Below are 26,846 nucleotides of genomic sequence, written 5' to 3' on the forward strand. Positions count from 1 at the left end.
GCCCTTCTCGCGCTTGATGTCGAGCAGCTTCTCGGTGAGGTCTTCGCGCTTCATGAGGTGTGCTTCTCTTCTGGACACGAGAGACGAGTGACCGCGACGGACCTCTATCCCGGCAGGAGAGAGGTCCGCGCCAGTCATGCCTTCGGTCTCGCCCCGATCGAACGGCGGTGCGGTGACCGATCGGTTCGGCTCAGGCCTTGGTCACGCTGTAGGAGCGGGCGCCGACGCCGGCGAGCTTACCGGCATCGACGATGAGATACTCGTCGCGCATGGGCCGGCCCTCGAAATAGCATTCGAGGATCTCGCGGGTGCCGGCGGCATAGCGGGTCTGGGCCGAGAGCGAGGTCCCGGAGATGTGGGACGTCATGCCGTGGTGCGGCATCGTCCGCCACGGATGGTCGGCGGGGGCCGGCTGCGGGTACCAGACGTCGCCGGCATAGCCCGCGAGCTGGCCGCTTTCCAGGGCGCGCACGACGGCGTCGCGATCGACGAGGAGGCCCCGGGCGGTGTTCACCAGATAGGCGCCGCGCTTCATCTTCGAGAGCATCGCCTCGTCGAAGAGATTGACCGTCTCGGGATGCAGCGGGCAGTTCAGGGTGACCACGTCGCAGACCTTGACCATGTCCTCGACGGTGGGATGCCAGATCAGGTTCAGCTCTTTTTCGACGGAGTCCGGCAGGCGATGGCGGTCGAAATAGTGCAGGTGCATGTCGAACGGTTTGAGCCGGCGCAAAACCGCGAGGCCGATGCGACCGGCCGCCACCGTGCCGACATGCATGCCCTCGACGTCATAGGAGCGGGTGACGCAATCGGCGATGTTCCATCCGCCCTTGATCACCCACTGGTAGGACGGGATATAGTTGCGCACGAGGCCGAGGATCATCATCACCACGTGCTCGGCCACGCTGATCGAATTGCAGAAGGTCACCTCGGCGACGGTGACGCCGTGCTTGATCGCGGCGTCGAGGTCGACATGGTCGGAACCGATGCCGGCGGTGAGCGCGAGCTTCAGCTTGGGCGCCTTCGCGATGCGCTCGGCGGTGAGATAGGCCGGCCAGAACGGCTGCGAGATCACGATCTCGGCGTCGTGCAGGTGCCGGTCCAATTCGGAATCCGGCCCTTCCTTGTCGGAGGTGACGATCAGCGTATGGCCGAGACCTTCGAGGTACTTGCGCAGGCCGAGTTCGCCCGAGACGCTACCGAGCAACGTGCCTTCCTTGAAGTCGATCGCCTTCGGGGTCGGCAATGTCTGGAAGTCGGGATAATGGTCGATCTTGGGAAGATCGTCGCGGGCGTAGCTCTTCGGATAGCCGTCGACCGGATCATCATAAAGAACGAGAACAATCTTGGCCATGTGATCAATCCCTTTGTTGGAACACAAAGGGGATGGCGCCCGGCATAGGAGTTCCGGCTGTCGCGTGACAGTCGATCAGGCGGGCGTTTCCCCGTCGGAGACTGTCGATGCCGTCTTCGTGCGGCTCGGCGTCTCCAACGTCGCGAAGGTCGGCGAGCCCAAGGCGCACATCAAACGAAAGTCTTTCATGGCCTGATCGACGGCGTCGATCAGGCGCCGGCCTGGGCCTCGCCCATCCAGACCGAAGTTTCGAGATCGGCGTCGAGGACGACGCGGGACAGGGCGGCGGCCATCGGCGGCAGCGGGTCGCGATCCGAAAGGACGAGGCCGATCGCCTGCCGGTGCGCCGGCTCGACGAGATCGAGCATGACCAGGTCCGCCGTACCGCCGAAAAGGTGCCGGAACGTGTGCGGCACGATGCTGGCGAAGCCGCCCTGGCGGAGGTGGGCGCAGATGCCGAGGAACGAATTGCTGACGATCACCGGCCGCAGCGCGACGCCGATCGAGGCGGCGAGCTTGTCGAGGATCCGTCGGTTCTGCATGTCCGGGCTGAGAAGGCAGAGGCGATGGTGCACCGCCTCGGCCCAGGTCACGCGTTCCTGTTGCGCGAGGACATGGTCGGCCCGCATCGCGAGGACGTAATGCTCATGGTAGAGCGGCACCCGGCGCACGCGATCCAGCGGCTCGTTCTCGAGGTAGGTCAGGCCGGCCTCGATCTCGAAACTGTCCAGCCCATTCTGGATGTCGCGTGACGACAGCGAGCGTATCTCCACGACGGCTTCGGGATGTGCCGTGCAGAAACGGCTCGTCAGAAACCCGACGATGCCCATTGCCGCCGGAACCACGCCGAGCCGCAGGGTCCCCTTCAGGCCGCTCCGCAGGCCCGATAGATCCGCGCGCAGGCTGTCGTAGTCGGTCAGGATCTGGCGCGCCCAGGCCAGGAGATGCTCGCCCTCCACGGTGAGGCCGAGGAAGCGCTGGCTGCGCACGACGAGATGGACCTGAAGGTCCTCTTCCAACTTGCGGATCGCTGCCGAGAGCGTCGATTGGGTGACGTTGCAGGCTTCCGCGGCGCGCGCGAAATGCTGAAGGCGCGCAAGGGTGACGAAATAGGACAGGTGGCGCACGAGCATCGCCGGATCTTAGACCAAGCCCCAGCCAAGCGATATTCCCTTTCGAATATAGCGCCCGATAGGGAGGCAGCCGCGATCCCGATACGCGTGCCGTTCGATCTGTCATGCTGTGACGGCCGGGAGCGGCGTTCGGATCGGCTCACCACCGACGTGGCCAAGGGTGTGCGCGCGCACATCTGCACGGCGCCGTCGCGTAACCCGCAGGTCCGGCGGCGCGAGTGTCTGGCATCGCAGCCGGCGCAATCGCGAATGATCGCCGAAGGAGGCCGTGATGAAGATACTGATCGCCGCTACCCCTCTGACCGGGCACGTCAATCCGATGCTGGCCATCGGCCGGCTCCTGGCTGCGCGCGGCGACGATGTCGTCGTGACGAGCGCCGAGGGCTTCCACCGTAAGATCGTCGCTGCGGGCTTGCGCTTCGTACCCTACGCCGATGGCGGGGCCGCCGAGTTCCGGGAGACGACCTTGCCGGCCGGCCCCGAGCGGTACCGGATCGAGTTCGAGCGCCGCTTCATCGATCCGATGCCGATCCAGGCCGAGGCCCTGCGTCGGCTGATCGAGACGGAGCAACCCGACATCATCGTTGCCGGCAGCATGTTCCTCGGCATCCTTCCGGTGCTGCTCGATCCGCGCCCGCGCCCGCCGATCGTCACCTGCAATGTCAGCTTCCTGTTCCTCGACCGGCCCGACGACGCGCCCGTCGGCCTCGGCCTGCCCCCGGCCCGCGATGCGACGGAGCAAACCAAGTATGCGGCGATCAAGGCCATCATGGATGCAGCCTTCGTCGGTCCCGTGCGCGCCTATACGGATGCCACGCTTGCGCGGATGGGTCTGGGGCCACTACCGGCGGCGCTGCCGCACTCCATCGTGACGCTGCCGGACCGGTTCCTGCAGCCGACCATCCCTGCCTTCGAGTATGATTACGGCACGCTGCCCCCCGGCGTGCGCTTCATCGGCCTGCCGCCGATACCCCATGCCGAGATCGCGGTCCCGGAGTGGTGGCATGAGCTCGACGGCGGCAAGCCGGTGGTTCTCGTCACGCAGGGCACCCTCGCCAATGCGGATTTCGGCGAGTTGATCGAGCCGACCCTCGCGGCGCTGGCGGATCGGGATGATCTCCTCGTCGTCGCCACCACCGGCGGGCGCCCGGTCGAGGCTCTGAGAGGCCCATTGCCGGGCAACGTTCGGGTCTCGCCGTTCCTTCCCTTCGACGCGCTGCTCCCGAAGGTCAGCCTTCTGGTCACCAACGGCGGCTACGGCAGCGTCTCGCAGGCGCTCGCCGCAGGCGTGCCGATCGTGTCGGCGGGGCTGACCGAGGACAAGGCCGAGGTGGGCGCGCGCATCGGCTGGTCCGGTGTCGGCCTCAACCTCGCGACCAATACCCCGACGGTGGAAGCCCTGCGCGATGCCATCGGGACGGTGCTCGCCGACCCGACGTTCCGGGAGCGCGCCGCCACGATGGCGCACGCTTTCGCGCAGCGCGATGCGATGCAGGAAATCCTCTCGACCATCGACGACTTGGTCGAAGTCGGGCCGACAATATTCGGCGCCACGGCGCACATTCACCACGAGGGGAGGTCGGTATGACACGCATCGCAAAGTCCAATGTCTCGCGGATCGCGGATCGGTCCCGGGCGTTCGCCGGCGCCCTCGTGCTTGCCCTGGCCACCGGTTTGCCGCTGCGCTCGGTCGACAATCTCATTGCGCAGGCAGACGATCAGGTCGGCCCGTTTCTCGGCGTGTGAACCCGGTCGGACTCCGCTATCCCGATGGGCTCTTTGGCCGCTCACATCAGGCAAAGGGTGAGAATCGACATGGACCTTCCGTCGGACCGCGATCCCACAGCGTCACTGCGTGTCGTGGTCGATCTCAACCGGTGCCAGGGCTACGCACAATGCTGTTACGCGGCGCCCGGCTCGTTCGCGTTGCGGGGGCATGAGATCCTCTTCTACGATCCAGCACCACCGGCCGCGCACAGGGGTGAGATCGAGCGCGCGGTCCAGGCCTGCCCGGTCCGCGCCATCAGCCTGCAGGCCGTGACCGCCGATCGGGTGGATACCCAGTGACCCCGCCCGACCAAGCCGGAATCGTCGTCGTCGGGGCATCCCTCGCCGGCCTTCGCGGGGCGGAAGCGCTGCGTCGCCACGGCTATGACGGACGCCTCACCATCGTCGGCGATGAAGCGTACCTGCCCTACGACCGGCCGCCGCTGTCCAAGCACGTGCTCGCCGGCGAGTTGACGGCGGACGCGACGACGCTTCCCCAAAGCCCATCCCTGCGCGCGGAGTGGCGGCTCGGGCAGGCGGCGGTCGCGCTCGATCGTGCGGCGCGCAATCTCCACCTCGCCGACGGAGCGGTGCTCCCCTACGACAAGTTGCTGATCGCCACAGGTGCCCAGGCGCGGCCCTGGCCGGCCGGGTCGGGCGGGACGCTGTCCGGCGTGTTCACCCTGCGCGGGCGGGACGACGCCGCGCGACTGCGCGTTGCGCTCGAGCGGCGGCCACGTCGGGTTCTGATCGTCGGCGGCGGCCTGATCGGCTGCGAGGCGGCGTCGTGCTGCCGGGATCTCGGCGTGCCGGTCACTCTGGTCGATCCGAACGCCACGCCTCTCGCACGTTCCCTCGGCACGCTGATCGGCGGCGTGATCGTCGAATGCCTGAGGGCGGCGGGCGTCGACTTTCGTCCCGGCACGCAGGTGCTTGGGCTCGAGGGCGATGCCGAGGGCAGGGTGACCCGCGCGCGCCTCCGCGACGGCAGCACCATCGAGGCCGACCTCGTCATCGCTGCATTGGGGGCAACCCGCGCCACTGCTTGGCTCGCAGGAGCCGGCCTCCTGGCCGATTCTAGCGGCCTGACCTGCGACGGTGCCTGCCGCGCCTTGGCCTCGGATGGCAGCGCCGATTCCGCGGTCTACGCGGCCGGCGACGTCGCACGCTGGCCGATCCCGCTCTATGGCGGCCGGCTCGTCTCGGTGGAGCATTGGGGCAATGCCGTCGAGCAGGCGGCCCATGCCGCCCGGAACATGCTGGCTGCTGCTCACGACCAGCGCCCCTACGATCATCTGCCGGCTTTCTGGTCGAGCCAGTTCGGGATCAACATCAAGGCGGTCGGGCTGAGTGAAGGCGCGGATTCTCTCGCGGTCGTTCACGGATCGCGGGCCTCGCGCCGCTTCCTTGCCGTGTACGGCCGTCAGGGGCGCAGCATCGCCGCCGTGTCGTTCGATCAGGCCCGCTGGCTCCCGGCCTATGCCGATGCCATCGCAGCGGGCTGCCCGTTCCCGCCGATCCTCGATGCCACCGACCAGATCCGCATCGAGACCCTGGCGCCCGGCTTTCCGCCGCCCCGCCGATCCGACGAGGCCCATCATGGCTGAGGACACGCTGTTCGCCGAGGTCCTGGATCAGGCCAATCGCTCCGACCCCTATCCGATCTACGCGCGGCTGCGGGCAAACCCGGTGTCGCGCCAGCGAGACGGCAGCTTCGTCGTTAGCACCCATGCGGCGATCCGCAGTCTGATCTTCGATCCGCGCTTGAGCTCGGAGGATCTGCCGCCGTCCCACCGCCCCCGCACCGGCAATCCGTTGAAGGATTGGCTGCTCAATCCGATCAAGGATCGCATCGCCACGGCGCACCGGCCGTTGATCTTTCGCGATCCACCCGACCACGACACCCTGCGTGGGTTCGTGATGCGCGAATTCTCGGTGCCGCGGGTCCGCGCCTTGCACGAGCCGGTGGGCCGCGAGGTCGATCGCCTGATCGATGCTTGCCTCGGCCGCGACCAAGTCTGCCTCGTGGAAGACCTGTCCTATCCGCTACCGGTCGCCGTGATCTGCGATCTGCTGGGCGTGCCGGAGACCGACGAGCCGCAATTCCAGGCCTGGGCGACACAACTCGCCACGGCGCTCGAACCCGATGCGCGCCACGATGAGGCCAGCCGCCACAAGACGGTGGCGGCGTTCGACGCGATTTCCGCCTACATGCGCAATCTGATCCGCCAGAAGCGCCGGAATCCGGGCGCCGACATGATCAGCGGGCTCGCCGCGTCAGGCCCTCAGGGCAAGCCCGTGATGAGCGACTTCGACCTCATCTCCACGGCGATCCTGCTGCTGGTGGCCGGCCACGAGACCACGGTGAACCTGATCACCAACGGCATGCTGACGCTGCTGCGCCATCCCGAAGAACTGGAGCGTTTGCGCGCCGATCCGGAACGGGCGCCGCGGGTGATCGAGGAAGTGCTGCGCTACGAACCACCGGTTCACTTCCGTACCCGCAAGGCGCTCGGCACGATCACGGTAGCGGGTCAGACGATCCCGAAGGGCGCCCCGGTCATCCTGCTCTTCGCTTCCGGCAATCGCGACCCAGCCCGGTTCGCCGACCCGGACCGCTTCGATCCAGACCGCGAAGACAACCAGCATTTCGGCTTCGGTGGCGGTCTGCATTACTGCGTCGGCGCGCCGCTGGCGCGGATCGAGGCGGAGATCGCGCTGGTCGCCCTGTGCCGTCGCCTCGTCCGGCCAAGGCTCATGGCCGACCCGCCGCCCTATCGCACCGGCGCTTCGCTGCGCGGCCCCGAGCGGCTCGGTATCCACATCGATGGGATTGTGTGAGGCGACACCCGTTGGGTTGCCACTCGACCTGAGTCGGGACGGATGCCGCACAACGTGATCGAACGACTCAACCCGTCATGCGCGACCGGGCGCCCCGGAAAACCTATCGCAGGTCAGCGACTTGAGCAGGCACCGACCTGGCGACGGTCTGATCGACCTGCGGAGCGGCCAAGTAGATCCGTCCGCCTAGAAAGATAAGTGCCAGCGCCCAGAACACCAGCAATGCCTTGCGGGACTCGCCGTACCCTTTCGCATTCGCGCAGACGGACGCGACATCCATCGGTTCGCCGAACGGATCGTAGGCTGGATTGCGGGGTGCGCCTGCATTGCTCATGAAGGTGAATGTCGCGTCTGAGGCGTCCCCGATCAATGGATGCGTTTTTCGAAGTTCAGCGGGCTGGCGGAGCTTTCTTCTCCGTGCGCAAACGGGCACGAAAGTTTCTTCCGTCCTTGCCCGAACCGAGCCCGGATACCCGATATGAACCCCGATCCATCCCCGAAAGCCGCAATCGGGGAAAGGCCCGTACGGGAGCCGGGCACTGGAGGAATGGGTGCGGCTTCGGTGATGCCCGGCATTCTCGTCTGCCTTGCGATCACCGCGGTCGCCATGGGGATCCAGGCCATCGAGGAGCGCGTCCTCGAACATCCCTACATCGAGGCCCTGGTCATCGCGATCCTGCTCGGCATCGCGGCCCGTAGTCTCTGGCAGCCCGGGGACCGCTTCCGCAGCGGAATCGCTTTCAGCGCCAAGCAACTCCTGGAAGTCGCCGTCACCCTGCTCGGGGCCTCGCTCAGCCTCGGGGCAATCGTCGCCTCCGGCCCGGCCTTGCTGACCGGCATCATCGGCACCGTGCTTCTGACGATCGCGGCCAGCTACGGCATTTGCCGGCTCCTGGCGCTGCCGGCCCGGATGGCGATCCTGGTCGCCTGCGGCAACGCGATCTGCGGTAACTCGGCCATCGCTGCCGTGGCTCCGGTGATTGGGGCCCAAGCCAAGGACATCGCCGCCTCGATCGCGTTCACGGCGGTGCTCGGTGTTCTGATGGTGCTGGGATTGCCGCTGTTCGTGCCCCTCGCCGGATTGTCGGACAACCAATACGGCGTGCTCGCCGGACTGACGGTCTATGCCGTGCCGCAGGTCTTGGCCGCGACGGTGCCGGTGAGCGTCCTGAGTACCCAGGTCGGCACCCTTGTGAAGCTGGTGCGCGTGCTGATGCTCGGCCCGGTGGTGGTAGCGTTCTCTCTGCTCGCCCGCCTTCTGCCGCCGGAGGGCACGGGGTCCGCGCCGAAACCCGACCGCCTGAGCCTGACCAAGATCGTCCCGTGGTTCATCATCGGGTTCCTGGTACTGGCGTCGTTGCGCTCGCTCGGGCTGGTGCCCGATGTCGCCGCAAAGCCGCTGACCCAGCTCGCCGGGTTTCTCACCATCGTCTCGATGGCGGCACTCGGCCTCGGCGTCGACGTGCGGGTGCTGGCCCGCGTCGGCGGCCGGGTGACGACGGCCGTGACCGGCTCCCTCGTCGTGTTGATCGCGATCAGTCTGTTGCTGATCCGGGTCTTGGCAATCGCCTGATCGACCCGGTTCGTCAGCCGCAGACGGGTCGCGCAAGTTCGGCCGTCTTTCCGCCGATCGGTGCGGACAGGCGGGTGGGCAGGTCGGTGAGGCGCAAGCGCCGACGCAGTGCGCGGGACAGGGCATCCACCGTCGCGGCCAGGATGGCGGTGGCGGCGATGAGCACCACGGCGACGTCGAGGCGAAGTTCCGAGATCGCCGCGTCGACATAGAAGCCGAGCGTTGCGACCCCGAGGATGCCGAAGATCGCGCTCTCGCGCAGGATCAGCTCCCAGCGGTAGAGCAGGTAGGCCAGGAATTGGCCATAGAGCCGCGGGACCGTCTCATAGGCATAGAGGTCGAGGCCCGTCGGCGCATCGGCGCGGTAGGGCAGGCCGTCGGCATGGCGCCCCATCAGGTAGCCGATGATCCCGGCATTGTGGATGGTCAGCGCCACGATCGCCGGCAGCATCGAGGGGCCGAGAAGCTGCAGCAGGACATAGGCGAGCATGTATTCCGGCGTCGAGCGCACCACCACGAGCACAAGGCGGCCGAAGGGCTGGCCCACCGGCCCGGCAAAGCGCCGTGAGGCCAGCGGGAACAGGATCAGCGCTCCGATGGCGGTGGCCACCAGGGCAATCTGCGAGAGCACCAGGGTCTGGAACGCGCCGGGCAGGATCTGCTGCATGACGATCGGCCGGAACCATTGCCCCAGGCGCAGCCAGGTCTCGGGATCGAGGAGATGGCCGGAGCGCAACGGGCTCGGGACGATATCGTGCGTGAGGAAGCGGACGAGACTGGCGCCGAGGTTGGGTGCGCCGATGGTCGCCGGCAGGGCGAGCGCGCTGGCGACCATGAGGATTGGTAAGGTGGCGGGCCGCACCCAGAGCCGGCGCGAGCCGATCAGCGCATAGAACACCAGAAGCAGCGCCCCGGCCTCGGCATAGCGCCCCTGGCGAAACGCGGATTCGAGATAGAACCCCATGGTCGGCAGGCCGATGAAGCCGAGCACCAGGGTCGAGCGCATGGCGCATTCGAAGCGGTAGAGTGTGTAGTGCCGGAAGGCCGCCGCCACATCGGGCAGGCGTGCATAGGCGAAGGCCGAGATCGTGCTGGTGCCTTCGGGCAGAACCCGCAGGGCGGAGAGGTCCGCCTCCTCGATGATCTCCGAATAGACCTTGGCGCAGATGCCGGCATACGGGAGCGCGATGGCAAGGATTCCGGTGGTGGCCGAAAGCCCGAACACCTGCATCAGCAGCAAGGCCCAAAACAGTTCGTGGATGGCTCGCAAGCCAGCGCAGATCAGCCGCACTGTCCGGAAACGCGCGAACGGAATGGCGAGGAGGAAGCCCGCGCCGGCCCCGAGCGTCACCCCCAGCATCGCGAAGGCAACCGTGTAGACGACGCTCCAGATTTCCACCGATGGCAGATCCGGGTGGATCAGGCCGCCGATCAGGCGACGGAGGTCGGCCCAAGGGTTGAGGCTGGTGATGGCGAGATCGGCCACGAACAGCGCCGCGACCGCCAGCACGACGAACCAGCGGCTGACGGACATGTAGCCCCAACGCCCGCCCGAGCGGAGGCTGGCGAGCACCGGACTCATGCGAGCGTCCCGTAGAACGGCGCCAACGCCGCCTCGTCGAGATCGCGAGCAGGGGCGTCGAGAACGATGCGGCCGGCATCCAGCACGACGATCCGGTCGGTATGGGCCAGCGCCAGGCTGATGTCGTGAAGCGCCAGCACCAGGGTCTCGTGGCGCTCGGCCAGACGCTCCAGCACGGCGCCACCCTGTGCCCGGTCGAGGGCCGAAACCGGCTCGTCGCCGATCAGGATCGGGCGCCCGTTATAGAGCGCGCGCGCCACCGAGACGCGCTGCTGCTGGCCGCCGGACAATGCGCCGGCCTTGGAGCGCCATTCATCCGCGAGCCCGACGCGGGCCAGAACCTCCCGCACCTCGGTGACGTCCGCACGGGCCGGAAACGCCAGGGTGCGCAGGTTGTGCAGCGTCGAGCGCCGGTCGAGGCGGCCCATATAGACGTTGTGGAACACCGAGAGGGTGCGCACGAGCGCAGCCGCCTGCGGGATCAGCGCAACCCGATCGCCCGCCTGCGCGTGGATCAGCCCCAGCAACGTCGATTTGCCGGCACCGGAGCGCCCCATCAGGGCGACCCGCTCGCCGGGCCGGATCGTCAGGTCGATCCCGAACAGCACCGGCTTGCCGTCATAGGCGGCATTGGCGCCGGCAAGGACGATCGCCGACATGGGGGATGTAGCGGACACGACGCCTCGGATCAGTCGAGGAGGCCCGTGGATTTACCGACCTGTTCGACCGGCGCGTAGGCGGCATTCGTCACGGGGATGAACTTCGAGCGGGCGAAGGGTTCGAGAATGGCGGGATCGGTGATCCCGATCAGCGCGGCCCGCAGCTTTTCGGTGAAGCCCGGCCCATAGGTCGCGTCCACGTCACCGCGCACGGTCCACTGGTAGTCGGGAAAGCTCGGGCTCTCCCAGATCACGGCGACGTCCTTCAGGTCGACCTTGCCGGCCTTGGTGTCGAGATCCCACACAGAATAGTCGACGGCGCCGACCTCGAACGCACCCGATTGGACCAGCTGGATCGTGCGGCTGTGGTCGCCGGAGAACCCGACCCGAGAAAACACCTCGTCGGGGGTCTTTCCGGGGAAGGCCTCGCGGATGAAGTATTCCGGCATCAGGCGTCCCGAGGTCGAGGCGCGCGAGCCGAAGCTGAAGGTCTTGCCCTGGATCGCCTTGGGAAAGTCGACCGATTTCGTCAGCCCGGTCTTGGTGTTGGCGATGAGGTAGGTCTTGAACGCGGCATCCTCCGCCCCTTGCGCGATGGCCTGGGAGCCCGGTGACGCCTTGCGGGCCTGCACGCCGGTGAAGCCGCCGAACCACGCGAGCTGGACCTGACCGTTGGTGAACGCGGTGACGGCAGCCGGATAATTCTTCACCGGGATGTACTTCACCGGCACGCCGAGCTTGCCTTCGAGATAGGTCGCGACCTTACCGAAGCGCTCCACCAGGCGGCTCTCGTCCTGATCCGGAATGCCGGTGAAGACGAAGATCGGCGCGTCGGCGGCACGCGCCGAGACCGTGCCCGCCGTCATGCAACCCAACGCCATCAGAAACGACCAAGTCCGCATCCGTCCCGACATCCCGATCCCGCCTGTTCACCCCACGTCCCGCGAGACGTAGCGCATCTGCGGCGGTGCAACCATTCCGCTGCGATGCGGCTCTTACGTCCGAGCGTCATACTCCGGTACCGGACACGGGCCCTGGTCTGGTAGGAGCAACCCAACCCGTTCAGGTCGGAGGTCGCGATGACTCAAGAAACTACACCCGAAGCCGCCCCAGTCCGCCTCACCAGCCTCGCCCATGGGGGTGGATGTGGCTGCAAACTCGACCCCGAAGTACTGCGCACCCTGCTCGCCGACCAGCCGGTGTCGGGTCCATTCGAGCGCCTGCTCGTCGGGAACGAGACCGCCGACGATGCGGCGGTCTGGGCGCTCGACGACGGCACCTGCCTCATCGCCACCACCGACTTCTTCACGCCGATGGTCGACGATCCGCACGATTTCGGCCGTATCGCCGCGACGAACGCCATCTCCGACGTCTACGCCATGGGAGGCAAGCCGATCCTCGCCCTGGCGATCCTGGGCATGCCGGTGGGCAAGATCGCTCCCGAAATCGTGGCGAAGATCCTGAGGGGCGGTGCCAGCACCTGCGCCGAGGCCGGGATCCCCATCGCCGGTGGCCACTCGATCGACACGCCGGAGCCGATCTACGGTCTGGCGGTGATCGGATTGTGCGACCGGGCGCGCGTGCGCCGCAACGCCGACGCGAAGGCCGGCGACGTCGTCATCCTCACCAAGCCGCTCGGTGTCGGCATCTACTCCGCGGCGATCAAGCGCGATGCGCTGCCGGAGGGCGGCTATGCCGAGTTCGTCGCCACGACGACCCGCCTCAACAAGGTCGGTGCGGATATCGCCTCCGATCCAGAGGTGCATGCCATGACCGACGTGACCGGCTTCGGTCTCCTCGGCCATGGGCTGGAACTCGCGCGCGGCGCCGGCCTCACCCTGGTCATCGACATGGCGGCGGTGCCGCTCCTGACCCAGGCCGAGGCCCTGGTGCGCGAGGGCTTCGTCACCGGCGCGTCGCATCGCAACTGGGCGAGTTTTGGGACGCAGGTCGCGCTGCCGACCGACTTCGCCGAGTGGCGCCGCCACCTCCTCACAGATCCGCAGACTTCCGGGGGCCTCCTGGTGACCTGTGCGCCTGCGCGGGCCGAGGCGATCCTCGCCCAGGTCCGGGCCGCCGGGTTTGCCGATGCCGCCATCGTCGGACGCTTCGAAGCGGGCGCTCCCGGCATTCGCGTCGAGGGCTGAAGCGAGCCGGCCGGGTGCGATCCGCACCCGGCGCGACGACCAATCGATTCGTCAGAGTGGACAGGTCCGGAAGCCCGCGAAAACATCGCGGCGATCCGGCCCGAAGAAGTTCCGGTAGGCGTTGTCGATCATCCGCGCGCGGGTCGCCCAGGCGCCCCCGCGCAGGACCTTGCGCGTGCCGAAGGCGGGCACGGAATACTCCGCGTAGGCGTCCGGGGAGAACCCCGGGAACGGGAGGAAGGTGCTGGCCGTCCATTCCCAGACGTTGCCGACCATCTGTCGGCATCCCCAGGCGCTGTCGCCGTCAGGATGCGCGGCGACGTCGACGCAGCCGAGGCGCCCACCGTCGAGATTGGCATGTGCCGGCGTCGGTGCCGCGTCGCCCCAGGGATAAACGCGCTTCGCGGGACCAAGACCGCCGGCCGAGTCCGGCGTGCCAGCGGCGGCGGCCTCCCATTCGGTTTCGGTTGGAAGCCGCCGACCGGCCCAGCGGCACCAGGCATTGGCCTCGTGCCAATTGACGTGGATGACCGGGCGATGCGGCGCCAGCGCCTCGATTCCATCGAACCGTCGTACCGCCCAGCCGCGATCGCCGTCCCGCTGCCAGTAGACCGGGTGCTCGGCGCCGTTGAGCGTGCGCCAGGCCCAGCCTTCCGCGTCCCAGAATGCCGGGTCCCGATATCCGCCATCGGCGACGAAGGCCGCAAACTCGGAATTCGTCACCGGTGCGCGAGCTATGCGGAAGGGCGCGACTGCGACGGGATGCGCCCATTTCTCGTTGTCGAACACGAAGCCGCTCTCAGGCTCGGACCCGATCCGGAACGTGCCGCCTCCGACCGTCACATCCCCGGTCCAAGGACCGGACTCGATGGGCGCCAGGGACGCCGTGGCGGCGAGAACGGGTTCCGGAAAGCCGACGGTCTGGCGCGAATAGGTGAACGCCTCCCCGTGCATGTCTTCATGATAGGTGATGAGGTGGTAGAGATCGCTCTCCGGCGCCGCCGGCTCGCGTCCTTCCAGGCGCCGGGCGAGGGCATCGTGGACCCGGGCCATGTAGCCGAGCGTGTCGTCGAGCGACGGCAGCGGCAATGTCCAGCGCGTCCCATGCGGAACTCTGGCGGAATCGTAGAGTGCGTCGGCCGTCTCCATCAGCGGCGCGTCATCATCGAGGCGCCGCAGGATGAAATGCTCGTGAAACCACGCGAGATGGCCGATTTCCCACAGCAACGGGTTCACGATGTCGAGCTGTGGTCCCATGAGCTGCCGTGTGTCGAGACCGGCGACCAATTCCAGCGTACGGGACCGACTATCCTGCAGCATGGCCAGAAGATCGGCCGTGGAAATGTTTGTGTTCATGCACCGTCCCGGAGTGTCGTCTCGAGATGAAGATCAGCCTCGTCACGCCGGCCGGCAAGGCCTCCCGCGCCGGCAACCGGACCACGGCGATGCGCTGGGCGCGGATGCTGCGCGATAGCGGGCATCGAGTCGATGTGGCGGTGGCCTATGCCGATGAGGATGCCGATCTGCTGATCGCGCTGCACGCGTGGCGCAGCGCCGACTCCATCGCGCGGTTCCGCGCTCGGTATCCTGACCGGCCGGTGATCGTCGCGCTCACCGGCACCGACATCTACCACTATCTGAAGGCCGATCCCGAGCCGACACTGCGTTCCCTCGATCTCGCCGATGCGCTGGTGGGCCTCCACGACCTTGTTCCCGCCGCCATCCCCGCCCGGTATCGCGACAAACTCCACGTCGTCTTCCAATCGGCGGTGCCGCGGTTGCACCGTTTGCCGGCGCTGGATGCGTGTTTCGAAGTCCTCGTCGTCGGGCATCTGCGCGAGGAAAAGGATCCGTTCCGTGCCGCCGCGGCCGCACGCCGCCTGCCGGCCACATCCCGCATCCGGATCACGCATCTGGGCGGCGCGCACGACGATACATGGGCGGCGCAGGCCCGCTCCGAGATGGAGGCGAACCCGCGCTACAAGTGGCTCGGTGATGTGCCGGGCGCGATGGTACGGCGGTTGTTGAACCGGGCCCGGCTGATGGTTCTCAGCTCACGGCAGGAGGGCGGTGCGAACGTCATCTCCGAAGCCGTCGTGGCGGGACTTCCGGTCATCAGCTCCGACATCCCCGGTTCGGTCGGGCTGCTGGGTCCGGCGTATCCGGGCTATTTCCCGGTAGAAGACGATGCGGCCCTGGCCGCGCTGCTGCTGCGCGCCGAGCAGGAGGCGGATTTTCTCGACAGCTTGCAGCGGGCTTGCGCCGCGCGCGCGCCGCTGTTCGAGCCATCGACGGAACGCGAGACCCTGCTGCAGGTGATCGAGGCGGCCACTGCGCGCAGGTCCACCCCGGCGTTAAGCCGGCGGTAACCATGCCTATGCGTTCCTCGGCCGGAAGAATCTGGAACTCGGTCGGATGGTGGTTCGTGTAAGGCGCACTGGAGGAGCGAACCCTCGCGTCGCCGTGCGCGACGCTGCGCCAGCCGCGCGTGGCACGCTCGAACCCGGGCTGCTGCGCCTCGCCCGCTGGCGGCTCCTGGCCATGCATCACACGGCCGGCGTCGGGCATCTCGGAGGTAACCTTTCCGCCTTCGATGTCATGATGCTTCTGCATCACGAGCTGCTGCGGCCCGAGGATCGTTTCGTCCTTTCCAAGGGCCACGCCGCCGGCGCCTACTACGTCACTCTCTGGAGCCGCGGGCTCATCGGCGACGCCGAACTCGACACTTTTCACGCCGAGGGCACGCGTCTCGCCGGGCACCCACCCGCACGCGGCGTTCCCGGCATCCTGTTCGGAACCGGCAGCCTCGGGCACGGTCTTTCGCTGGCGGCGGGCCTCGCCCTGTCGGCACGCCTGCAGGGACGGGCGCGGCGAGTGTTCTGCCTGACCTCGGATGGCGAGTGGCAAGAAGGCTCCACTCTCGAGGCCCTGATCTTCGCGGCCCACAACAGGCTCGGCGATCTGACCATTCTCATCGATCACAACCGCCTCCAGGGCTTCGGGAGCACCGCCGAGGTGGCCTCGATGGAGCCGCTTGCCACCACCCTCGGCGGCTTCGATGTCGAAATTCGCGAGGCGAACGGCCACGACCTGCCCGAGATGCGCCGGGCGCTGGTGCCCGGGACCGGCCGGCCCGTGGTCGTCGTGCTGCACACGGTGAAAGGACACGGCGTCGCCGAGATCGCCGGACGAATGGACAGCCACTACCTACCGCTCACTGACGATCAGTTTCGGGACGCGGTCGTCGGGAGGCCACCACCATGAGGCGCCAGCTCTGCGACGCCCTGGTCGCGCGTGCCCAGCGCCCCGACCTCGTGTTCCTGACCGGTGACCTCGGCTTCGGAGCGCTCGAGCCGCTGCGCGACGTGCTGGGCGCGCGTTTCATCAATGCCGGCATCGCCGAACAGAACATGGTGACGGTGGCCGCCGCCATGGCGAGCGACGGCCTGGAGCCCTGGACCTACACCATCGCGCCGTTCTGCTACGCCCGCGCCTTCGAGCAGATCCGCAACGACGTCTGCCTCCACGGCCTGCCGGTGCGGATGCTCGCCAATGGCGGTGGCTACGGCTACGGAGTCATGGGCGCGACGCATCATGCGCTGGAGGATTACGGGATCCTCTCGACGCTGCCGAACCTGCATATCTTCGTGCCCGCCTTCGACGAGGACGTGGCCGCCACCGTGGCGGCCGCCGGCGCCATTGCGGGGCCGGCCTACATTCGCCTCGGCCGGGGCGAGATGCCGGCAGGAGAAGTGGCTCCGGCCTATGCCCCATGGCGGCGCCTTCGCGGGGGGACCGGCCCTGTCATCGTCGCCGTCGGCCCGATGGCGGGTGTCGCCTGGGCTGCCCTCGCCGCGGAGGACGTGCTGCAGGATGCCGATCTCTGGGCGGTGAGCGAATTGCCGTTGAGTCTGTGCCCCCCACCCGATGCCTTCATCGAGGCGGTGCGCGCCAGTCGCCGGCTCTGCGTGATCGAAGAGCACGTGGCCCAGGGCGGACTCGGCCACAGCCTTGCGGCCTGGTGCCTGGAACGCGGGCTGCCCGTCGAGGGGTTCCGCACGCTCAATGCGGCCGGATATCCGTCAGGCACCTATGGCTCGCAAGGGTTCCATCGCCGCGAGAGCGGTCTCGACGCGCCCGCGATCCGCAGCGCCGCATTGGCATTGGCCGCCGCATGACCGACGATCCCGCCGCCTGGATCGGCACACTCAAGGGGCCCATCGCCGTCCTCGGGGCAGGGGGCTTCGTCGGCAGCAACCTGTTCCGCCACCTCCTGGCGCAGCGCTCGGACGTATTTGCCATCGTGCGCAACCTGCCGGCGCCGCGGCTGCGCGACATCGACCCTGCCCAGCTGCTCGAGGTCGACCTCACGGACCTTTCGGCGGCGCGCAACTTCGTCGACTCGATCCGCCCGGCAACGGTCTTCGATTGCGTTGCCTACGGCGCCTATTCCTTCGAGGACGATGCCGATCTCATCTACCGGACGAACTTCACCGCCCTGGTCAATCTCGTGGAGCTTCTGGCGCTGAGCGGCGGGCTCGCCGCCTTCGTTCATGCGGGCAGCTCCTCCGAATACGGCTCCAATTCGGCGGCACCAGCCGAGGATGCGGGGCTGTCCCCCAATAGTCCCTACGCCGTGTCGAAGGCGGCGGCCGGTCACTACCTCGCCTATGCGGGTAAGACCCGACACCTGCCGGTGGTGAACCTGCGACTCTATTCGGTCTATGGACCTTTTGAGGATGCCTCCCGGCTCATCCCGGCGCTGGTGTCGCGCGGGCTCGCCGGCACCTATCCGGACTTCGTCAATCCGGGGATCGCGCGTGATTTCGTCTATGTCGACGACGTCTGCGACGCGTTCGTGCGCGCCGCCGCCAAGATGTCCCTGGACCTCTACGGCGAGTCCTTCAATATCGGCTCCGGCATCGAGACCACGATCCGCGATCTGGCCGACATCGCCCGCTCGGTCTTCACCCTCGCCGACACCCCGCGTTTCGGCGCCATGCCCGAGCGGCGCTGGGACCTGACTCGCTGGCAGGCGAATCCGGCCAAGGCCGAGCGCCTTTTGGGATGGCGCGCCCGGACGCCCCTGTCCGAGGGCCTCGCGCACATGGGCGCCTGGATGCGCGAGGCCGATCGCGATCTGTCGGCACTGACCAAGCGCGACGGATCCGCCCCACGTCGACGCAGCATCGCGGCGATCATCGCCTGCTACAAGGACGAGGAGGCCGTGCCGGTGATGCATGCGCGCCTCACGGCGGTCTTTCGCAAGCTCGACGTCGATTACGAGATCATCTTCGTCAACGATGCCAGCCCCGACGGGTGCGGCGAGCGTATCCGCGAACTCTCGGCCTCAGACCCGCATGTGCTCGGGATCACGCATTCGCGCAATTTCGGTTCGCAGATGGCGTTTCGTAGCGGCATGGAGATGGCCACCAAGCAGGCTTGCGTCCTCCTCGACGGCGATCTTCAGGACCCGCCCGAGCTTATCGCGCAGTTCTACGCTGCGTGGGTCTCCGGCCACGACGTCGTCTACGGGCGCCGCGTGAAGCGCGACATGCCGATGGTGTGGGAGCTACTCTACAAGGCATTCTATCGCGTGTTCGCGGCCTTCAGCTACATCCGCATCCCGCACGACGCCGGTGATTTTTCCCTGATGGACCGGCGCGTGGTCGGCTGGCTCCTGAATTGCCCCGAGCGCGATCTCTTCATGCGCGGCCTGCGGGCCTATGTCGGCTTCCGCCAGACAGGTGTGGACTACGTCCGTCCCAAGCGGATGTTCGGCACGAGCACCAACAACCTGCTGTCGAACCTCGAATGGGCGAAGCGCGGGATCTTCTCGTTCAGCAATACGCCGCTCAAGATGCTCACCGCTGCCGGGGTCGCCCTTCTGGGTCTCACGGCGATCTTGAGCGTCGGCCTTGTCGCTGCTCGTCTCCTCGTCCCCGACATCGCGCCGCGCGGGGCGACTACGTTGCTTTTGGCGATCCTGTTCTTCGGAGCGCTCAACCTGTTCGGCCTCGGTCTCATCGGCGAGTACGTCGCCAAAATCATGGAGGAGGTAAAGAGACGTCCACGTCTCATTCGGGCCGCTCTGATCCGCAACGGCGTTTCGAGCGATCTTCTTCCCGACGGACGGATGCGCTCGTGAGCACCGACGCCACCAGCATTCTGGACGGTCTCGGCGGCCGCAGCTGCCCCGTTTGCACCGCGCCCGAAAGCCGGGCGACCCCGTTCCTGTCGGCCTCCGTCGACCCGGCCCGTATCGGCACCTTCAGTTTCGCCTCCCGCAAATTGCCCGAATACATGTCGTTCCGGCTGGTGCGGTGCCTTGGCTGTGAAACCGTCTATGCCGCCGAAGCGCCGAGCGCTGAGGTTCTCGCCCATGCCTACGCGGCGGCCGATTACGATTCGGCCGAGGAGGCGGTCCATGCCGCACGAACCTACGGGGAGGCGCTCGGCTCGAAGCTCGATGGCGTCGGCCGCGACGGGGCAGCCCTGGAGATCGGGACAGGCACCGGCATTTTCCTGCGCGAGCTTCAACGGCTCGGGTTCGGTGAGATCATCGGTATCGAGCCGTCGCACGCTGCCGTCGATGCCGCGCCGCCCGAGTTGCGAGACCTGATCCGCGTCGGGGTGTTCAATCCGGCCGATCACGCGCCGGAAAGCCTGTCGTTGGTCACCTGCTTCCAGACCCTGGAGCACGTGCCCGACCCGTCCGCCCTGACCAGAGCGGCCTACGATCTGCTCAGTCCCGGCGGCGCGATCGCCTTCGTGACCCACGACTATCGGGCGCCGATCAACCGGCTGCTGAGGCGCCGCTCGCCGATCATCGACATCGAGCACATGCAGCTCTTCTGCGGCTCGAGCCTGCACCGGCTGCTCAGTGATGGCGGCTTCGAAGCCATCGACATCGGTGCGATCCGCAATGTCTACCCCTTGCGATACTGGCTGCGTCTTCTGCCGGTACCGGCCCGTCTGAAAGCCGCAGCGATCGCGGGCGCGGACGCCGTGGGGATCGGCGGGAGGCTGATCGGTATCAATGTCGGGAACCTGCTGACGGTGGCGCGCAAACCGCTTCGGCAGACCGAGCCGCCTCGATCAGCGACGTGACGCCATCGAATCTCGCTGCCGGCGCGCGCGACGGGAGGATGGTCCATCGCAGCGCGCGCCTCGGTCATCTTCCGTTCGCAGCGGTCATCGTGGTCGTTGCGGTGCCAAACCTGCTGTTCCTCGCGACCCACCTTGCGAGCCCGCTCCTCGCCATCGGGTGCATCGGCTGCGTCCTCGCCTCTCTGGTCTTCCTGCTGCGGGATCTCGCGCGCATCGCAGAACCGCTGGACGGCCAGCTCCTCATCATCGCTCTCATCGCCGGCTTCGCCCTGTGCTGCTTGGGCGGCCAGGCGCACCTGTTCTTTGCCAACGACGATTGGTTGATCCGCGACGCCGTCCTGCACGACCTCGTGGCCCAACCCTGGCCGGTCGGCTACCGGTATGATGGCGACGCGACGGTTCTGCGCGCGCCCCTCGGTCTGTATTTGGTACCCGCCGCGATCGGAAAGATCCTCGGTCTCGCCGCTGGCCATGCGGCGCTGCTCGGCCAGAACGGCATCCTGTTCGGCTGTCTGTTTTATGGGTTCGGACGTGCGTTCCCGCCACGACGGCGCTCGCTGTGGGTGCTGGTGGTCTTCGTGCTCTTCGGCGGCTGGGATGTCGTCGGAACATGGTTACTCGGCAAGCCACTCGATCTCGGCCGGCATATCGAAAACTGGATGCCGAGCCTGCAATTCTCGTCGCACGTCACGCAGATTTTCTGGGTGCCCAATCATGCCGCCTCGGGCTGGGCATTCGTCGCGGCCTATCTGCTCTGGCATCGCGGCCGGCTGAGTGCGGCCTCATTGATCTGCGTCTTCGGGCTTTGCGCATTCTGGTCTCCGCTCAGCATGATCGGCGCGCTGCCGTTCCTGGCGCGTGCCACCCTGGCGGACCTCGCAGGCGGACGATTCGGATTGCGGGATCTGGCGCATCTGGGATTCACGGGCCTCGGGTTACTCCCGATCGCGCTCTATCTGGTGGCGGATGGCGGGCGCGTCGCGCATGGCCTTGCGGCGATCGATGCCAACTTCCTCATCGGGTATGGCGTCTTCATCGCCCTCGAACTCGGACCGGCGCTTCTGATCCTCAGGCTCGCGCGCCCCGACGCGGCGGCCGAGGGTAGCGATGTCCTCGGCAAGGACATGCCCCTGATCGTCGGGCTCCTCCTCCTGGTGCCGTTCTATCGGATCGGGATGAACGACTTCGTGATGCGCGCCTCGATTCCGGCCTTGGCGCTCCTCGCCCTGCGGTTCGGTCAGGTGACCGCAAAAGCCGCTCCGTTCTGGCGCGTTGCCGCGACCGTGGCGGTGATCGCAGTCGGAGCCGGGGCCCCGCTGCAGGAGATCGTTCGCGCACTGCGAACCCCGACGTTTTCGATCAGCACCTGCAACCTCCTGACGGCCGGCAGCGTGCCGCCCAACGATGGGCCGCTCTTCCACTATCTCGCCCGACTGGACGTCATTCAAAACGCGGCAGCGGGGCGAGTGCTGGCGACTCCGCAGCATCTGCTCGCACCCGAGAAACGCGGGCTGTGCTGGCCCGACCGGATCGACCCGAACAGCGCACCCTGACGCGATTCGGTGTCACAGCGCCTTACGGCGCAGCCATCGGCGGGCCTTCTGGACCTTGGCGTACCATTCGGGATGGGTGCGCAGCCATTCCTTGGTCTGCTCCGAACGGCGCAGGGCCTGCGTGACCACGAGGCCGCGCAGGGTGACGACCTCGACGAGTTCGTCGAGATCCCGGGTCTGGACGCCGAAATCCTCCTTGTAGGGCATCACTCCGACCGTGAAGTCGAAATAGTCGAGCCCCGCGGCGCGCGCCCACGTCATGCTGTCGGCGACCACGTGCAGGCCCGGCGAGGTGTTGCGCCAGGCCCCGCCCGCCATGGTCAGCAGGATGCCGTGGAACGTGCCGGCATGGACGAGGCCGTAGGCTGCGGCGATCCAGGTCCCGCCGACCGAAAGGCCGAACAGACGCGCCGGGCCCCCGGACAGGCCCTCATGCGCTCCGGCGCGGTAGAATGCCTCGACATCGGGGCGGGAGAGCAGGTCGAAGCGGCCCATTTCGGAAAACCGGCTTCGGCGCTGTTCCACCAGGGCGTCGAAGATCATGTCGACCTCGGCGGCGGTGGAGGCTTTCACGAAGGTCACTTCGCCCTGCCGGTCGAGCCGCCGGCGCATCTTCGCCATGTCCTTGCGCGCGCTCGGGCGGCAGAGGCGATCGAGCAGCGTCGCCGCATCGCCGTCGATGGCGACACCCGAGGCCTGCATCTCCATCCGGCGGCACCGCTCCAGACTCGCCACCGGATTGGCGCGGCCCTGGACCTCAGCCGGAATGCGGCTGATGCGGATGAGGTCGGCGCGCGGCAGAACCTTGCGGATCGCGCTCCAGGCATCCGCCATCGCCTCCGAGGTCAAATCGATGCCGGGGGCGAGGAGTGGGGCGGCATAGTCGCAGACACCGAGGTCGAGCCACGTGATGACCCGGTAGCCCCGATGCCGGACGCGCGCGAGCGGAACGAGCATGACCTGGCGGCCTGTGTCGGTCTCCACCAGTTCGACCACCAACGGCGCGGCGCGCATCGGACCAGCGAGATGGTCGACGACGCGGCCCGTCCAATCGAGCCGCTGATAGGCGGTAGCAGCCCCGTCGGTCTCGAACCTGCGCCACAGCGGCGCGATCGCCTCCAGCGCGGTGTGTAGCCGCGCGGTGTAGGCGCCCGTTTGCGCCGAGGCCACCGGCGCGATCGACGATGGGACCGCAACCGGGGCCGTCGCCGGCTTGGCGGAGGCGGACAAGGCGATAGGCGCCGTCTGAACGCTCATGGATCGACTCCTCGGCTCGGACAATTGCCGGCCATGATTGCTTCGAGAGTGGGATGTTAAAGACGCTTGAAGAGCCGTCGGCATTTCACAGACAAACCAGGGCGAGGCCGGGACTGTCGGGGCTGGAGGACCCGCTCGATCCGGCGATCCGGCGCCAGGGCCTGAGGGCGAATCCGCAATATCCGAGTACGACGCATTCGGAGATCAGGACGCCGAGGAGCGACCAGGCCGGGGCCGACACCAAGAGCAGACCGACCACGACGACCCCGCCGACCACCGCACTAGCGGCCGCCAGCGCCGCCAGCATCCGGAATGCCTGCACGGTCTCGAGAAGGACCCGGAAGGGCGCATGCAGGAGAGAGACGCCGACGATCGCCCAGGCCAGCACCGCGATCAGCACCATCGGTGCGTGGGCGAACTGGCCGGCAAACAGTTTGGCTTCGATCAATGGCAAGAATGCCAGGACAGCGGCGCCATAGGCGACGCCGCCGAGCGCCAGCAGGCCAGCACAGTGGAGGGCGACCCGCTTGGCCCGGTCCGGCCGGCCGGCGGCCAGATGCCCGGCGATCTCGGGCTGTGCCATGTTGATCAATGCCGAGGCCGACAGGCGCAAGGGCGAGAACAGCACCAGCGTGGCGGCGATCGGCGCATAGCTCGCGGGCCCGGCGACGAAGGCGACGAGCAGGCTCTGGCCCTGCCCCTGGACGTTGGCGGTGGTGGTACCGACCAGCGACCACGACAGGCTCGCTCCGAGAGCGCGGTACCGCCGCCGCATGCCGCGTCCGAAACTGATCCGCACCGGCTGACGCAACGCCATGAGCGACGCGATGATGCCGAGCCCATTGGCGCAGGCGAGAGCCGTGAGCATGGCATCGAGCCGGGTGACGCCTTCGCCGTGCATCATCGCGACGGCGAGGCCTGCTCCCGACAGGGCGAAGACCAGATCGCCGAGGCCGGATGCGGCAGCCTGCCGCTTGGCGAAGAGCGCGAGGCGGATGTAGCTCCGCAGACTCCACAGGCCGACGAAGAGACCGCCGGCGATGGGAGCGATGTCGGACCCGATCCACAGCGCCGCCGAGACCGCGACGCCGATGCCGCCCGAGATCAGCAGCGCGGCCGACCCGAAGCTGACTTCGTAGCCGCGCGCGCTGCGGCGCTCGGCCCGCGCCGGGATGTAGATGCCCGCGGGCACTCCGGCGAGCGCGCGGACGTAGGTCAGGGCAAGACCGCCGACCAGGAAGAGAATGGCAAAGCGCCCGTAATCATGCGGGCTCAGCGAGCGCGCGAGCGCGATGTTGAGCCCGAAGTGGAAGGCGCTCTGGGCAACCTCTCCACCGAGCATCAGGATAAAGCGGCGCGCGAGGCGTTTGACCGAGTGCATCACGATTCCACCGAAGCGAGGGGTTGGCGCGGCGCAAGGCGAGAGCGTCCGCCGAGCCGGGCCCGGATCATCGCCGTGATGCCCTCCGCGGCGGCCTTCTCGTCGAACAGCGCGTCGTAGCGGGCGCGGGCGGCGGCCGGGAAGTCGTTCCAGGCGCGCGGGTCCGTCACGATCCGCTCGATCTGCGCCGACAACGCGGCGGCATCGTCCGGCGCCACCACCCAGCCGGTATGGCCGGGTTCGACAATTTCCGTGAGGCCGCCGATGCGCGACACCAGGGGAGGGCGCCCGTAGGACATCGCCTCGATCGCCACCCGGCCGAGCGATTCCGGCAGACGGGACGGCACGGCGACGATGTCCGCCCAACGGTAGAGGTCCGACGGGTCGTCGACGAAGGGCGCCGTGGTAACGATGTCCGTCAGGCCCGCAGCCGCGATGGTGGCGGCGAGGGCGGCCTCGCGGGCCACGTCCTCGAAGGCGCTGCCGACAATGCGTACCGAGACCCGATCACGAACGGATTTGGGCAGCAGGCGGATCGCCTCCACCAGAACTTCCTGTCCCTTGATCCGGCTGACACGGCCGAGCATCAGCAGGCGCAGGGGCCGGCGTCCGTCATAGGTTTTGGGTTCCGGGACTGCCGGCCCCGCAATCCCGTTGTAGACGACCCGGCTGCGCGCGGTCTCGGGCAGGGCGAAGGCCGCAGCGGTGGCGCGGGAATTGAAGATCACGTCGGCGCCGCTCCACCGGATCAGCGTCCGCAACACCGTCAATGTTGCACCCTGGGGGATTTCGTGGACGTGCAGGACGGTGCGCCCCGGACGCAGGCGCGCCGCCAGCAGATAATCCGCCACCACCGACGTGTTGACGTAGACGAGGTCGCTCGCCGAAAGACGCTTCCAGGCGCGCAGCATCGCCACCGGCAGGGTGAGAAGCCCGATGGTCATCAGGCGGGGCAGGTCACGCCGCCGCAGGATCCACAGAGGCTCGATCAGGATCTGCGAGGCCAGCTCTGAGAGCGGCGCCACGATCGGTCCGTGGCGCGGAAGAACCACGTCGATCCGCGCTTGCGGATAGGCGGCGCGGAGGATGCGGACGCTCTCCACGAAGCTCCGGTCCGAACCGTAGAGTTCGAAACCCTGATGAACGCAGGTGATAAGCATGATGCCGACCGCTCCCTGACCCGTAATGGCAATGCCAGAGGTCTCTTGGCGATGATCAGCAAGAAGTAAGCCCGGCCCATCCATTGCGCATCTGCCTTCGAGACACATGCTTTTGTCCCTTTTCGGAACAGAGCGCGACCGAATGGAGCCGGTTCGATGCAGATGCAGACGCCTTCACTGATCATTCTGGGAACGCGGGGCATCCCGGCGGCTCATGGCGGCTTCGAGACGTTCGCGGAAAAGCTCGCTCTCTTTCTGGTGCGGCGCGGCTGGCATGTCGGCGTCTATTGCCAGAACGAAGTCGAGACGGTGGGCGACCGCATCACGACGAGCACCTGGAAGGGCGTCGAGCTGATCCATGTCGACGTCGCCTCCAAGGGACCGAAGGCGACCCTCGAATTCGACTGGCATTGCGTGCGCGATGCCGCCCGGCGCGACAGCGTCTCCCTCGTGCTCGGCTACAACGGCGCGATTTTCCTGCCCTACCTGCGCCTGGCCGGGCGGAAGATTCTCACCAACATGGATGGGATCGAATGGAAGCGCCCGAAATGGTCGCCCGCCGTGCGCGCCTGGTTCTGGGTGAACGAGTGGATCGCTGCGTGGGCTTCGCAGCGCCTCGTGGCTGACCATCCGGCCATCGCCGACCATGTGGCCACCCGCCGCCCGCGCTCGGCCATCGCGACGATCGCCTATGGTGGGAACCCGATCTCGGCGGCATCCGCCGCGCCGATCCGCGCCCTGGGGCTCGAATCACAAGGCTATATGACCTCGATCGCCCGGATCGAGCCGGACAACAACATCCTGACGATGGTCGAGGCGTTTTCGCGCGAGAAGCGGGGGATCAAGCTCGTGGTGCTGGGCACCCTGTCCGACGACAATCCCTATCACCGAGCGGTCCAGGCGGCGGCGAGCGACGAAGTCATGTTTCCGGGGGCGATCTACGACAGCGAGACGATCCAGTCGCTACGCTTTCATGCCCGCGCCTATCTGCACGGCCACACGGTCGGCGGCACGAATCCATCCCTGGTCGAGGCGCTGTGGGCGGGCAACGCCGTCATCGCGCACGACAACCCGTTCAACCGCGGCACGGCCGGTCCCGACCAATTCTATTTTGCCGACGCCGATGCCTGCGAGCGGCTGATCGAATCGGCCATCGTCAACGATATCGCGGTTCGCACCGCCGGACGCGCGGCTCTGGTCCGTGCCACCGAACGATTCACCTGGACTACGATCCTGCAGGAATACGAGACGGAGATTCAGGTTCTGGGCGGTTACGGTGCGGCGGAGCGCGAGCTCCCCGAGTCGGCTATAGCCTCGTGAAGACAGGCG

General features: G+C 67.5%; 25 protein-coding genes. 15 read left to right on the forward strand and 10 right to left on the reverse strand.

The window, feature by feature from the left end; translation table 11 throughout:
- Nucleotides 1–190 precede the first annotated feature (190 nt).
- Entirely contained in the window at nucleotides 191–1,354 is a 1,164-nt protein-coding gene (locus G3T14_RS01490; RefSeq protein ID WP_163639340.1) for an NAD-dependent formate dehydrogenase, read from the reverse strand.
- A gap of 64 nt (nucleotides 1,355–1,418) precedes the next feature.
- Here G3T14_RS01490 and G3T14_RS25355 point away from each other — a divergent pair, with 64 nt between their 5' ends.
- Complete coding sequence (locus G3T14_RS25355) at nucleotides 1,419–1,550, forward strand: hypothetical protein (RefSeq protein WP_281409781.1); 132 nt, start codon at nucleotides 1,419–1,421, stop codon at nucleotides 1,548–1,550.
- A 13-nt stretch (nucleotides 1,551–1,563) separates the two neighbouring features.
- Here the strand turns inward: G3T14_RS25355 and G3T14_RS01495 are convergent, their stop codons facing one another.
- Nucleotides 1,564–2,487 carry a LysR family transcriptional regulator gene (locus tag G3T14_RS01495; protein WP_163639341.1) on the reverse strand — a complete coding sequence of 308 codons (924 nt, stop codon included), beginning with the start codon at nucleotides 2,485–2,487 and terminating at the stop codon, nucleotides 1,564–1,566.
- Nucleotides 2,488–2,758: 271 nt separating this feature from the next.
- Here G3T14_RS01495 and G3T14_RS01500 point away from each other — a divergent pair, with 271 nt between their 5' ends.
- The 5 genes from G3T14_RS01500 to G3T14_RS01520 all read left to right on the forward strand — a co-directional run bounded on the left by G3T14_RS01500 (nucleotide 2,759) and on the right by G3T14_RS01520 (nucleotide 7,095).
- On the forward strand, nucleotides 2,759–4,075 hold the full coding sequence (locus tag G3T14_RS01500; protein WP_163639343.1) for a glycosyltransferase: 1,317 nt from the start codon (nucleotides 2,759–2,761) through the stop codon (nucleotides 4,073–4,075).
- Nucleotides 4,072–4,233, forward strand: a complete 162-nt coding sequence (locus G3T14_RS01505) for a hypothetical protein (RefSeq protein WP_163639345.1) — start codon at nucleotides 4,072–4,074, stop codon at nucleotides 4,231–4,233. Before G3T14_RS01500 ends, G3T14_RS01505 begins: the two co-directional genes overlap by 4 nt.
- Before the next feature lie 105 nt (nucleotides 4,234–4,338).
- Nucleotides 4,339–4,554: a ferredoxin gene (locus G3T14_RS01510; protein ID WP_163639725.1), complete on the forward strand. Its 216-nt coding sequence runs from the start codon at nucleotides 4,339–4,341 to the stop codon at nucleotides 4,552–4,554.
- Nucleotides 4,551–5,861 (forward strand): FAD-dependent oxidoreductase, encoded by a 1,311-nt coding sequence (locus tag G3T14_RS01515; protein ID WP_163639347.1) that lies wholly within the window; start codon nucleotides 4,551–4,553, stop codon nucleotides 5,859–5,861. Before G3T14_RS01510 ends, G3T14_RS01515 begins: the two co-directional genes overlap by 4 nt.
- Nucleotides 5,854–7,095 carry a cytochrome P450 gene (locus tag G3T14_RS01520; protein ID WP_163639349.1) on the forward strand — a complete coding sequence of 414 codons (1,242 nt, stop codon included), beginning with the start codon at nucleotides 5,854–5,856 and terminating at the stop codon, nucleotides 7,093–7,095. The genes G3T14_RS01515 and G3T14_RS01520 overlap by 8 nt, the downstream gene beginning before the upstream one ends.
- Nucleotides 7,096–7,198: 103 nt before the next feature.
- Here the strand turns inward: G3T14_RS01520 and G3T14_RS01525 are convergent, their stop codons facing one another.
- Nucleotides 7,199–7,429 (reverse strand): hypothetical protein, encoded by a 231-nt coding sequence (locus G3T14_RS01525; protein WP_163639351.1) that lies wholly within the window; start codon nucleotides 7,427–7,429, stop codon nucleotides 7,199–7,201.
- A gap of 213 nt (nucleotides 7,430–7,642) precedes the next feature.
- Here G3T14_RS01525 and G3T14_RS01530 point away from each other — a divergent pair, with 213 nt between their 5' ends.
- Nucleotides 7,643–8,668, forward strand: coding sequence for a putative sulfate exporter family transporter (locus tag G3T14_RS01530; protein WP_163639353.1), 1,026 nt, complete (start codon nucleotides 7,643–7,645; stop codon nucleotides 8,666–8,668).
- A 13-nt stretch (nucleotides 8,669–8,681) separates the two neighbouring features.
- On the opposite strand, the gene G3T14_RS01535 is transcribed toward G3T14_RS01530, so the two are convergent.
- Genes G3T14_RS01535 through G3T14_RS01545 form a run of 3 tightly spaced genes read right to left on the reverse strand, consistent with a single transcriptional unit; the run spans nucleotide 8,682 to nucleotide 11,823 of the window.
- Nucleotides 8,682–10,250 (reverse strand): ABC transporter permease, encoded by a 1,569-nt coding sequence (locus G3T14_RS01535; protein ID WP_204262565.1) that lies wholly within the window; start codon nucleotides 10,248–10,250, stop codon nucleotides 8,682–8,684.
- A complete protein-coding gene (locus G3T14_RS01540; protein ID WP_163639354.1) occupies nucleotides 10,247–10,909 on the reverse strand; it encodes an ATP-binding cassette domain-containing protein in 663 nt (220 codons plus the stop codon). Before G3T14_RS01540 ends, G3T14_RS01535 begins: the two co-directional genes overlap by 4 nt.
- A 29-nt stretch (nucleotides 10,910–10,938) precedes the next feature.
- Entirely contained in the window at nucleotides 10,939–11,823 is an 885-nt protein-coding gene (locus G3T14_RS01545; RefSeq protein WP_204262566.1) for a putative selenate ABC transporter substrate-binding protein, read from the reverse strand.
- 165 nt (nucleotides 11,824–11,988) lie between these two features.
- Here G3T14_RS01545 and selD point away from each other — a divergent pair, with 165 nt between their 5' ends.
- Complete coding sequence (gene selD / locus G3T14_RS01550) at nucleotides 11,989–13,056, forward strand: selenide, water dikinase SelD (RefSeq protein WP_163639356.1); 1,068 nt, start codon at nucleotides 11,989–11,991, stop codon at nucleotides 13,054–13,056.
- A 51-nt stretch (nucleotides 13,057–13,107) separates the two neighbouring features.
- Here selD and senA read toward each other — a convergent pair whose 3' ends face one another.
- A complete protein-coding gene (gene senA / locus G3T14_RS01555) occupies nucleotides 13,108–14,412 on the reverse strand; it encodes a selenoneine synthase SenA (RefSeq protein ID WP_163639358.1) in 1,305 nt (434 codons plus the stop codon).
- Between the two features lie 26 nt (nucleotides 14,413–14,438).
- Here senA and senB point away from each other — a divergent pair, with 26 nt between their 5' ends.
- The 6 genes from senB to G3T14_RS01585 all read left to right on the forward strand — a co-directional run bounded on the left by senB (nucleotide 14,439) and on the right by G3T14_RS01585 (nucleotide 21,719).
- Nucleotides 14,439–15,425 (forward strand): selenoneine biosynthesis selenosugar synthase SenB, encoded by a 987-nt coding sequence (senB, locus tag G3T14_RS01560; protein WP_163639360.1) that lies wholly within the window; start codon nucleotides 14,439–14,441, stop codon nucleotides 15,423–15,425.
- Nucleotides 15,426–15,519: 94 nt separating this feature from the next.
- Nucleotides 15,520–16,320 (forward strand): 1-deoxy-D-xylulose-5-phosphate synthase N-terminal domain-containing protein, encoded by an 801-nt coding sequence (locus G3T14_RS01565; protein ID WP_348645192.1) that lies wholly within the window; start codon nucleotides 15,520–15,522, stop codon nucleotides 16,318–16,320.
- The gene (locus G3T14_RS01570) at nucleotides 16,317–17,234 is read left to right on the forward strand and encodes a transketolase (RefSeq protein ID WP_163639362.1); all 918 of its coding nucleotides are present in this window, start codon (nucleotides 16,317–16,319) and stop codon (nucleotides 17,232–17,234) included. Before G3T14_RS01565 ends, G3T14_RS01570 begins: the two co-directional genes overlap by 4 nt.
- Nucleotides 17,231–19,204, forward strand: a complete 1,974-nt coding sequence (locus tag G3T14_RS01575; RefSeq protein WP_163639364.1) for an NAD-dependent epimerase/dehydratase family protein — start codon at nucleotides 17,231–17,233, stop codon at nucleotides 19,202–19,204. Before G3T14_RS01570 ends, G3T14_RS01575 begins: the two co-directional genes overlap by 4 nt.
- Nucleotides 19,201–20,166 carry a class I SAM-dependent methyltransferase gene (locus G3T14_RS01580; RefSeq protein ID WP_163639366.1) on the forward strand — a complete coding sequence of 322 codons (966 nt, stop codon included), beginning with the start codon at nucleotides 19,201–19,203 and terminating at the stop codon, nucleotides 20,164–20,166. The genes G3T14_RS01575 and G3T14_RS01580 overlap by 4 nt, the downstream gene beginning before the upstream one ends.
- On the forward strand, nucleotides 20,163–21,719 hold the full coding sequence (locus G3T14_RS01585) for a hypothetical protein (RefSeq protein ID WP_163639368.1): 1,557 nt from the start codon (nucleotides 20,163–20,165) through the stop codon (nucleotides 21,717–21,719). Before G3T14_RS01580 ends, G3T14_RS01585 begins: the two co-directional genes overlap by 4 nt.
- A 12-nt stretch (nucleotides 21,720–21,731) precedes the next feature.
- Here the strand turns inward: G3T14_RS01585 and G3T14_RS01590 are convergent, their stop codons facing one another.
- The 3 genes from G3T14_RS01590 to G3T14_RS01600 form a co-directional block, all read right to left on the reverse strand.
- Nucleotides 21,732–22,976 carry a GNAT family N-acetyltransferase gene (locus G3T14_RS01590; RefSeq protein ID WP_163639370.1) on the reverse strand — a complete coding sequence of 415 codons (1,245 nt, stop codon included), beginning with the start codon at nucleotides 22,974–22,976 and terminating at the stop codon, nucleotides 21,732–21,734.
- Between the two features lie 85 nt (nucleotides 22,977–23,061).
- Complete coding sequence (locus tag G3T14_RS01595; RefSeq protein WP_204262567.1) at nucleotides 23,062–24,357, reverse strand: hypothetical protein; 1,296 nt, start codon at nucleotides 24,355–24,357, stop codon at nucleotides 23,062–23,064.
- Nucleotides 24,357–25,517, reverse strand: coding sequence for a glycosyltransferase (locus G3T14_RS01600; RefSeq protein ID WP_163639372.1), 1,161 nt, complete (start codon nucleotides 25,515–25,517; stop codon nucleotides 24,357–24,359). The genes G3T14_RS01595 and G3T14_RS01600 overlap by 1 nt, the downstream gene beginning before the upstream one ends.
- A gap of 156 nt (nucleotides 25,518–25,673) precedes the next feature.
- Between G3T14_RS01600 and G3T14_RS01605 the strand changes: the two genes are divergently transcribed.
- Nucleotides 25,674–26,837, forward strand: coding sequence for a DUF1972 domain-containing protein (locus G3T14_RS01605; protein WP_163639374.1), 1,164 nt, complete (start codon nucleotides 25,674–25,676; stop codon nucleotides 26,835–26,837).
- Nucleotides 26,838–26,846 lie beyond the last annotated feature (9 nt).

Source organism: Methylobacterium sp. BTF04, assembly GCF_010692745.1.
Lineage (GTDB): Bacteria > Pseudomonadota > Alphaproteobacteria > Rhizobiales > Beijerinckiaceae > Methylobacterium.

What these genes read in the sequence shown, in the direction of transcription:
- G3T14_RS01570 (WP_163639362.1), top strand. Translation starts at nt 16,317, where the DNA reads ATGAGGCGCCAGCTCTGCGACGCCCTGGTCGCGCGTGCCCAGCGCCCC.
- G3T14_RS01575 (WP_163639364.1), top strand. Translation starts at nt 17,231, where the DNA reads ATGACCGACGATCCCGCCGCCTGGATCGGCACACTCAAGGGGCCCATC.
- senA (WP_163639358.1), bottom strand. Translation starts at nt 14,412, where the DNA reads ATGAACACAAACATTTCCACGGCCGATCTTCTGGCCATGCTGCAGGAT.
- selD (WP_163639356.1), top strand. Translation starts at nt 11,989, where the DNA reads ATGACTCAAGAAACTACACCCGAAGCCGCCCCAGTCCGCCTCACCAGC.
- senB (WP_163639360.1), top strand. Translation starts at nt 14,439, where the DNA reads ATGAAGATCAGCCTCGTCACGCCGGCCGGCAAGGCCTCCCGCGCCGGC.
- G3T14_RS01590 (WP_163639370.1), bottom strand. Translation starts at nt 22,976, where the DNA reads ATGAGCGTTCAGACGGCGCCTATCGCCTTGTCCGCCTCCGCCAAGCCG.
- G3T14_RS01495 (WP_163639341.1), bottom strand. Translation starts at nt 2,487, where the DNA reads ATGCTCGTGCGCCACCTGTCCTATTTCGTCACCCTTGCGCGCCTTCAG.
- G3T14_RS01500 (WP_163639343.1), top strand. Translation starts at nt 2,759, where the DNA reads ATGAAGATACTGATCGCCGCTACCCCTCTGACCGGGCACGTCAATCCG.
- G3T14_RS01505 (WP_163639345.1), top strand. Translation starts at nt 4,072, where the DNA reads ATGACACGCATCGCAAAGTCCAATGTCTCGCGGATCGCGGATCGGTCC.
- G3T14_RS01600 (WP_163639372.1), bottom strand. Translation starts at nt 25,517, where the DNA reads ATGCTTATCACCTGCGTTCATCAGGGTTTCGAACTCTACGGTTCGGAC.
- G3T14_RS01490 (WP_163639340.1), bottom strand. Translation starts at nt 1,354, where the DNA reads ATGGCCAAGATTGTTCTCGTTCTTTATGATGATCCGGTCGACGGCTAT.
- G3T14_RS01540 (WP_163639354.1), bottom strand. Translation starts at nt 10,909, where the DNA reads ATGTCGGCGATCGTCCTTGCCGGCGCCAATGCCGCCTATGACGGCAAG.
- G3T14_RS01535 (WP_204262565.1), bottom strand. Translation starts at nt 10,250, where the DNA reads ATGAGTCCGGTGCTCGCCAGCCTCCGCTCGGGCGGGCGTTGGGGCTAC.
- G3T14_RS01605 (WP_163639374.1), top strand. Translation starts at nt 25,674, where the DNA reads ATGCAGATGCAGACGCCTTCACTGATCATTCTGGGAACGCGGGGCATC.
- G3T14_RS01520 (WP_163639349.1), top strand. Translation starts at nt 5,854, where the DNA reads ATGGCTGAGGACACGCTGTTCGCCGAGGTCCTGGATCAGGCCAATCGC.
- G3T14_RS01595 (WP_204262567.1), bottom strand. Translation starts at nt 24,357, where the DNA reads ATGCACTCGGTCAAACGCCTCGCGCGCCGCTTTATCCTGATGCTCGGT.
- G3T14_RS01525 (WP_163639351.1), bottom strand. Translation starts at nt 7,429, where the DNA reads ATGAGCAATGCAGGCGCACCCCGCAATCCAGCCTACGATCCGTTCGGC.
- G3T14_RS01530 (WP_163639353.1), top strand. Translation starts at nt 7,643, where the DNA reads ATGGGTGCGGCTTCGGTGATGCCCGGCATTCTCGTCTGCCTTGCGATC.
- G3T14_RS01545 (WP_204262566.1), bottom strand. Translation starts at nt 11,823, where the DNA reads ATGTCGGGACGGATGCGGACTTGGTCGTTTCTGATGGCGTTGGGTTGC.